5 protein-coding genes are annotated in these 6,790 nt (G+C 42.3%); 3 read left to right on the top strand and 2 right to left on the bottom strand.

Annotation, left to right across the window (positions count from 1 at the left end; all coding sequences use genetic code 11):
• Positions 1-150: 150 nt before the first annotated feature.
• On the bottom strand, positions 151-2,301 hold the full coding sequence (locus AB5123_RS13585) for a Tex family protein (RefSeq protein ID WP_368364950.1): 2,151 nt from the start codon (positions 2,299-2,301) through the stop codon (positions 151-153).
• Positions 2,302-2,527: 226 nt separating this feature from the next.
• Here AB5123_RS13585 and AB5123_RS13580 point away from each other — a divergent pair, with 226 nt between their 5' ends.
• From AB5123_RS13580 to AB5123_RS13570, 3 genes are all read left to right on the top strand, one after another.
• Positions 2,528-3,283 carry a ThiF family adenylyltransferase gene (locus tag AB5123_RS13580; protein ID WP_368364949.1) on the top strand — a complete coding sequence of 252 codons (756 nt, stop codon included), beginning with the start codon at positions 2,528-2,530 and terminating at the stop codon, positions 3,281-3,283.
• A gap of 104 nt (positions 3,284-3,387) precedes the next feature.
• Positions 3,388-3,855 (top strand): DUF3795 domain-containing protein, encoded by a 468-nt coding sequence (locus AB5123_RS13575; protein WP_117863026.1) that lies wholly within the window; start codon positions 3,388-3,390, stop codon positions 3,853-3,855.
• A gap of 75 nt (positions 3,856-3,930) precedes the next feature.
• Entirely contained in the window at positions 3,931-4,503 is a 573-nt protein-coding gene (locus tag AB5123_RS13570) for a hypothetical protein (RefSeq protein ID WP_195388687.1), read from the top strand.
• A 341-nt stretch (positions 4,504-4,844) separates the two neighbouring features.
• Here AB5123_RS13570 and AB5123_RS13565 read toward each other — a convergent pair whose 3' ends face one another.
• A complete protein-coding gene (locus AB5123_RS13565) occupies positions 4,845-6,449 on the bottom strand; it encodes a recombinase family protein (protein WP_256322629.1) in 1,605 nt (534 codons plus the stop codon).
• Between the last annotated feature and the right edge of the window lie 341 nt (positions 6,450-6,790).

Here is a 6,790-nt window from a genome sequence, read left to right as displayed (position 1 = left end):
CCACAAAAAAAGACTGCTGTCTTGCTTTTTGGCAAGATCGCAGCCTTTTTTCTTGGGGACTTTTTTTACAGCCCCTTCAGTCTGCCGCAAAAGTGTAAGACCAACGTCCCACTTATTTAGGACTTTTCCAACTTATTTCGTTTTGGATCTCTACACCTTAGGCTTTTTCATAGTAAGCGAAATACGCTTTTTCTTCAGGTCAACGTTAAGTACCCAAACCTTAACTACCTCCCCGACCTTTACGACCTCAAGAGGGTGCTTTATAAATCTGTCGCACATCTGAGAAATGTGTACAAGTCCGTCCTCATGAACACCGATATCAACGAACGCACCGAAGTCTATAACGTTTCTCACTGTGCCCATAAGCTCCATGCCCGGTTTCAGGTCTTTAAGCTCCATAATGTCGCCACTTCTCATAAGCGGTGGCGGCAGCTCGTCACGAGGGTCACGGCCAGGCTTTTCAAGCTCCCCTACTATGTCCTTTAACGTCGGAGCACCAATGCCGATATCTGTGGCAAGCTTCTTCATGCCCATTGCATTGACTTTCTCAGCTATCTGCTTTACGTCGCCCATGTCCGCAAGGCTCAGCCCACATCTGTCAATAAGCGCCTGCGCTGCCTTGTATGACTCAGGGTGAACAGCCGTGTTATCCAACGGATTTTTTCCGCCACGAACTCTCAAAAATCCTGCACACTGCTCAAATGCCTTTGCTCCAAGCTTCGGAACTTTCATAAGCTGCTTTCTTTCGGTGAAAGCTCCGTTTTCCTCACGGTAGGAAACAATATTCTTTGCAACTGTCATATTTATGCCCGATATGTATGACAACAATGAGTATGAAGCCGTATTAAGGTCAACGCCTACTGAGTTTACGCAGTCCTCAACAACGCCCTTCAAAGCCTCGTCCATTCTCGCCTTTGGCATATCATGCTGATACTGTCCAACACCTATTGCCTTTGGGTCTATCTTTACAAGCTCTGCAAGAGGGTCCTGCAAACGGCGTGCTATTGATACTGCTGAACGCAGTGAAACGTCATACTCAGGAAACTCCTCAGCCGCAAGCTTGGAAGCGGAGTAAACGGAAGCGCCTGCCTCAGACACCACCATGTAAGAAACTTTCTGCGGAATTTCTTTGATAAGCTCGGCTGTGAACTGCTCCGTTTCTCTTGAAGCAGTGCCATTGCCTATGGAGATAGTCGTAACACCATATTTCTTTATAAAGCCCGTCAGAATACGCTTAGCACGCTCTGTATCCTTTCTTGGCGGAGTAATGTAGATTATCGCAGTGTCAAGCACCTTGCCCGTAGCGTCCACTACAGCGGTCTTACAACCGTGAGCATATCCTGGGTCAAGACCAAGGGTAACAGTGTCTTTAACAGGCGGCTGCATAAGAAGCTGTCTGAGATTTGAGGAGAACACCTTTATTGCCCCCTCCTGAGCGTTTGCCGAAAGCTCCGCCCTTATCTCACGCTCTATGGACGGATAAATAAGTCTTTTATAGCCGTCCTCACAAGCAGCCGTAACAAGCTGTCCGCACTCTGACTTATTTTTCACATATCTTGACACGCAGGCTCTCTCCCCTGCGCCCTCTGGGACATTCACTGATACTTTCAGAACGCCCTCTTTTTCGCCTCTATCCAAAGCCAAAACTCTGTGACCTGCTATCTTTCCCACAGCCTCGGCATAGTCGTAATAATTCTCATACACCGACTCGGCATTCTCGTCAGACGCTTTTGAGCTTATCACGCCTATCTGCGAAAACAGCGTTCTTATGTATTTTCTCAGGTCAGCGTCATCAGAGATATCCTCTGCGATTATGTCCATTGCACCCTGCAAAGCTTCGTCCGCAGACTTTACGCCCTTTTCCTCGTTGATATATTTTGACCCCTCGACCTGTGGGTCGCATTTTTTATCCTGAGTCAAGATAAGTTCAGCCAGTGGTTCAAGCCCCTTTTCTCTTGCCACAGAGGCTCTTGTCTTACGCTTCGGCTTGAAAGGTCTGTAGATATCCTCCACCTCCACAAGGGTCTTTGCATTTTCGATAGCAGACATTATCTCGTCTGTCATTTTCTCCTGCTCAGTGATAGAAGAGATTATCTCGCCTTTACGTTTTTCAAGATTTCTCAGGTAAGTGAGCCTGTCAGCGATCTCTCTAAGCACCTGATCGTCCAACGAGCCTGTAAGCTCTTTTCTGTATCGTGCAATAAACGGTATAGTTTTATCGTCATCAAGGAGTGCCACAGTGTTGTCTATCTGCTCCTGTCTGAGCTTAAATTCTTCCGCAAGGGTCTTGTTAATGTCCATGTTTTTACCAATCCTTTTTATTACTTTTTGCGTATTATCACATATAATATTATAGCACATTTTCGATAAAAACGCAACGAAAATGCGGTCGAAAACTGTAACAAAGATATTATATAATACATATAGGATCAATCAGAAAATTAATAAAAGCAGGCAAAAATGCACTTGAAAAAAGGGCTTGGATATGTTATCATAAAAGAATAAAACAGTATTCAGGAGTGTTTATATGCTAAATCAGTTTTCAAGAACCGAACTTTTATTCGGCAAAGAAGCAATGGAAAAGCTCAGCAACAGCAGGGTTGCGATTTTCGGCATAGGCGGTGTAGGCGGATATGCAGTTGAAGCCCTTGCACGAAGCGGTGTAGGCGAGCTTGACCTTATAGATGATGACAAAGTGTGTCTGACCAACATCAATCGTCAGATAATTGCCACAAGAAAAACAGTAGGAAAATACAAGGTAGATGTGGCGGAGGAGCGTGTTCACGACATCTGCCCTGACATAAAGGTAAACACATACAAGTGTTTTTATATGCCTGACACAGCGGATCAGTTTGATTTTACTCAGTATGATTACATTATCGACGCCATTGACACTGTTACAGGCAAGCTGGAGATAATAAAGCGAGCAGACGTCGCAGGAGTACCTGTTATATCCTCAATGGGTGCAGGCAACAAGCTTGACCCTACAGCATTCCGTGTGGCGGACATTTATCAGACAAAGGTCTGCCCTCTTGCGAAAGTCATGCGACGAGAGCTTAAAAAGGCAGGCATAAAGTCGCTTAAAGTTGTTTACTCAGAGGAACAGCCTATCAGACCGATAGAAGATATGGCTATTTCATGCCGTCAGGACTGCATTTGTCCTCCTGGCACGGCAAGAAAATGCACAGTGCGCCGTGATATTCCAGGCTCAACGGCATTTGTTCCGTCAGTGGCGGGACTTATCGTGGCAGGAGAAGTTATAAAAGATCTTGCAAAGAAATAATACAAACAAAGGACTAACCGCTGATTAGATGTAGTATAATGGTTTTGTAAATCAATCGGGTATACAGCTCGACAAATCGTTATTTAGTGGAGGAGTACAAAAAAATGGATAAAAGTGAAATTATTAAAAAGGTTGCGCCATGTTCTTTAATGTGCCACACTTGTTCGGCATATAATGATGGGATAATTTGTGCGTCGGCTAAAACATTATTAAAATATTTAGAGGGCATAAAAGAATTTTATGAGGTACATATGCCCGACGCCGTAGAAAGCTATAACAACTTTGAGGGAGTACTTAGCATATATGCGGGTGCTTCTTGTTCAGGTTGCCGCAGCACAGAACATAATGGATGCAGCATCGAAGGGTGTTTTTTGCTTGAGTGCACAAAGAACCATGGCGTTGATTTTTGTGGAGAGTGCAATGAGTTTCCGTGCAAAAAAACGCAGGGAATTTTTGAAGAAATAGTATACAGGCAGTGGCTGGAGGGTAATCAACAAATTAGAGAATATGGTATAGAGGCATTTTGGAAAAATAATTCCGAAAATCCGCATTATAGACCATATAAAAAATGATTTAAATTCCAATTTGTCGAGCAGATCACTTATCGCAGCACTATTATTTGAATTTTTCAGAAAGGAAAAACTGTTATGCAAGAATGGCTCATGACTATAACGCTTGGAATAATCGGAGTATTTTTGATAGCTGTTACATATACCGCATTATATCAAAGCCAAAAAAGCAAAAAACACATATCTGGATTTCCATTTTTCGGTGGGTTTATTCTTGCTGTTGCATTTCTCTTCTCTCCTATTAAATGGTTAGCTTTTCTGGGCTTCATTGATTATGGTTTGTGGCTCCTGCCATATGTATTGATTATGGATTATTATAACAACAAAAAATTCAAAAAGATATATATGCAGCAGAATTTTGAACAACGCATCAGTGATGAATCAAAAGAATTACGTATCAGAATTTCTGAAAGAAATGAAGAATGGGTACAGCCGTATATTACGAATTTAGTTTATGAACTCAAAGTGCCTAAGCTGTTATATGCTGTTTGTACAGATCAAAATGGAAAGAAATTTTTACTTATTGATAAATGCAAAAGAAAAGGCAACATTGAAATTGTTCCTTTTGATAATAATACTATTCTGCTTACAGACCTCAACTCAAAAAATGTTGATTATTCAGTAGAAATTGAAATCAAAGACAATCCATAAATAGTTTCCCATTTATCGAACAGCTCCCTCATCACAGCACTCATAACGTGTGCTGTGTTTTTTAGACAAACAGTGCTTCCGCACACTTACATTAACGTAAGCATACGGAAGCACTGTTTCCATACATTACATTTACAAACTGCAATACTAAATCATATATACAAAAAAGAGCCATAGCAAAAGCTACAGCTCTCTGGCTCCCCCTGTTGGACTCGAACCAACGACCCTTCGGTTAACAGCCGAATGCTCTAGCTTTATGTATTATTCATAACGCAAATTCATAATTTTTAAATAGACCCGCTGTTTTAGCTAAGTCTATGCGTTCAAATGAAAATATTAAACTAAGCATTGATCGTGCTTTTCTTATTCAGCACATCCCAGTTATCACAGAATTCCTGATAGTCCATATTAAGCTGCACATTCAGTTTGTAGCCTTTATAGACCTCTATCCTGCTTATCAACTGAGATATTATCATTTTCTTCTTTTCAATGGAACTCTCGTCAAACTCTTTCGCCCAGCCTACGAACATCTCATACATAGGCTTCAGACTTTCCATTGATTTTCTTTTGCCAGCCATTTCTGACTGTAGAGTATCAATATCTGCTTTAACCACCGCTATCTTTTCTTCGGTGCTTTTTATCACCTTGCTAAGAACGTCCGGCGAAAACTGGCTGTTTCCCATAAGGCTGTCAGCCACCTCGGCTTCAAGTTTTTCAAGCTGCTGCTCATGCTTTTCAAGCTCATGATTCAGCTTTTTGATCTTTGCTCTGTAGCTTGCCATCTCCTTATCGAAGTTCTTTTTCAGTACGGCTTCGTCAGGAGATTCTTTTATGCCTGCAAACATTTCATGTAACAGTTCACAGACTGCATCATCTATCCTGCTCACAAGATAGGTAGTCGAGCCGCTGCACTGGCAAAGTCCTCTGCTCTTGTGATAGCAAATGTATTTCGGCTGTATCTTAACATACTCGGTGCCGTCCTTGCGGGTGTGCCTGTCCGTATGCTTGATTGTACTGAGATGTCCTCCGCAGTGACCGCATACCATAAGTCCCGATAGGAGCTGCTTTGTCTTGGTCTTTCGTGCGATCTCACGAGTTTCCTCATTCTTGACCATACGCTGTTCGAGAATGACTTGCGCTCTTTCAAAGGTAAGCTCGTCAATGATCTGCAAGTCCTTCATCTTAGGTGATACCGTTTCTCCCGAAACTACATATCCGCACAGCAATTTGTTTCTTAATATACGATTAATATTATTGCTTGTGAACCTTGAACCGTTATGTGTCCTCACTCCGTTGTTATTCAGCAGTTCCGCACATCTGTATGTGCCGTAGCCTTCATTGACTGTCTTTGAGAATATCTCTCTTACCCACTCTGATTCAACAGGCTCTATCGCAAGGTCATGCACTTCCCTGCCCTTTTTGTTGAGCCTTCCGGTATTCACAAGAGTATATCCAAACGGTACCGGACCACCTGTGTAGCTGCCCTCTGCTTTAAGCTGCTGCATACGGGTCTTGATTCGCATTGAGGTCTTTTCACTCTCGCCGGAAGCCTGCCAAAATCTTATGTAGTTCATCAGCTTATCAACGTGGCTCTCAAACCTCTGCTCGCCCTCCTGAACGCTCCATACTCTTATTCCCTGCTTGACGAACCATTCCACAATGAAAGGTGTTTCATCATCAATTCTTCCTATACGGTCGAACATGAACACAAGGAGAATATCGAACTCTTTGTTAAGAGCCGCAGCTTTCAGATCCTGTATAGCATCTCTGTCATTTGCAGAAACCTTGAAGCCTGATACACCCTTTTCAAGAAACTCCTTGCCTATCTTCCACCCCATGCGGTCAGCGAACTCGTGGCAGGCTTCTCTTTGCATGGGAATATCGTCCTTCGTTTTATCTACCTGCTGTTTGGTTGACACTCTATATAATGTATAAACCATTTCCATTTACGATTACCTCCGATTTCAGATTTTGTTGTTCTAAATATCGGCAGATAAATCGTTGTGCTTGTCCAATTTAGGGGTTATTCAGTTGTCAAGATGCTCTATGATATAGTATAGCACATCTTGAACGATTTGTCAACGATTTAAAGCGCAAAACCGATATTTTTTCTGCTCTACCTTATTTCTACTTTTGAGGGAATATTTTTGATATATTTTTAATTGTAGGTCAAGTCTTGATTCACAGTGTAGGTCAAGTCTTGATTCACAGTGTAGGTTTGTCAATCATATTGGACACTATTATTAAGAAATTCGATAGGCGAAAACCATTTGAGGGGACGCATAGG

This window comes from Ruminococcus sp. RTP21204st1_B2_RTP21204_210225 (genome assembly GCF_040914135.1).
In the GTDB taxonomy this organism is placed as follows: domain Bacteria; phylum Bacillota; class Clostridia; order Oscillospirales; family Ruminococcaceae; genus Hominimerdicola; species Hominimerdicola aceti.
The sequence above is the reverse complement of the archived record's forward strand: the minus strand, read 5'-3'. Positions and strand labels throughout refer to the sequence as shown.